Source organism: Arthrobacter crystallopoietes BAB-32 (assembly GCF_000328305.2).
GTDB classification, from domain to species: Bacteria; Actinomycetota; Actinomycetes; order Actinomycetales; family Micrococcaceae; genus Crystallibacter; species Crystallibacter crystallopoietes_A.
In genome coordinates this window covers 1-1,002 of record NZ_ANPE02000346.1, presented here as the reverse complement: position 1 = coordinate 1,002, position 1,002 = coordinate 1, and the positions used below count along the sequence as shown (strand labels likewise).

Sequence of the window (1,002 nt, the reverse complement as noted above, 5' to 3'; positions counted from 1 at the left end):
TCGATTGTTCCGATTCTCGGGTTATTCCGATGCCCGCTGCTTTGCGTGGGTGATGGGCCAGTGACTTGGGAAGACGCACTCTGATGACGTGATTTGTCGGGATAATCCGGTGTCACTCCTTGAGCCCGCATAGGCGCTGGATGATGTCTTCCTGGTTATGCCAGATCGGCACGGCTGACGGATTGGTGGTGATTCCCTCGGTGGCTTTGGCGAGGGCTTGGCGTTTCATTGCGGTGTCGGCGTATGCGTAGATAAGCGTGGTCTCGGGGTCAGCGTGACCGAGCCATTCGGAGAGTAGCGCCAGAGGCATGCCCGCTTTATAGAGGTGCATGGCGCGGGAGTGGCGCAGCATGTGCGGGTGGACCTTCGCGGGGATTTCGGGACAGTTTTCACGGGCCTTGGCTGCGTGCTGACGGAGTAACCTGGCGACGTTGTCGTCGGACATCGGTGTCTTACGGTGTCCGTGGATCGTGTAGAAGAGCGGCTGCCCTGGGTCGGGGTTGGCATGGAAAGTCGCGATGTAGCGGCGGCAGTGGGCGGCAGGTCTCAGAGGTGATGGGCAGGCGGCGGGGTTTGGCTCCTTTCCCGATCAGGTCCACGGTGAGCCGTTTGGCATCGATGTCGCCGAGGGTCAGGGCGAGCATCTCGGCGTCACGGGCGGCCAGGTCATACATGAGGATCATGAAGAACTGGTCGCGCGGGCCGGTCTTGGTGCTGGCATCGGGGGCGGCCAGCAAAGCGGTGATGGCGGTGGTCGTCATGTAGCGAATAGTCGGTGTGGCTGGGGTCTTCAGCTGGGGGATGCCGTTGAGATCGGCCAAGTGCATGGCCAGTGTCGGCTCAGCGGTGGCGGCGTATCTGAAAAAGGAACGGATGCAGGCCAATCGCTGGTTGTACGTCGTCGCCGTCCACCCGCGCGTCGTCCTCATATGGTCGAGGAATCCGATGACACAGGCACGGTCGAGGATCGTGAAGGTGATCTGGCTGAGCGAAACCTGCCGG

2 protein-coding genes are annotated in these 1,002 nt (G+C 61.6%); both read right to left on the bottom strand.

From position 1 onward, the window contains the following. Positions 1 to 112: 112 nt before the first annotated feature. Entirely contained in the window at positions 113 to 445 is a 333-nt protein-coding gene (locus D477_RS23610) for a tyrosine-type recombinase/integrase (protein ID WP_202804123.1), read from the bottom strand. A gap of 7 nt (positions 446 to 452) precedes the next feature. Continuing rightward, a partial coding sequence (locus D477_RS23605) for a tyrosine-type recombinase/integrase (RefSeq protein WP_202804122.1) occupies positions 453 to 1,002 on the bottom strand: 550 nt, incomplete at its 5' end.

Coding starts and splice junctions, on each gene's coding strand:
- D477_RS23610 (WP_202804123.1), bottom strand. CDS start 445: ATGTCCGACGACAACGTCGCCAGGTTACTCCGTCAGCACGCAGCCAAG.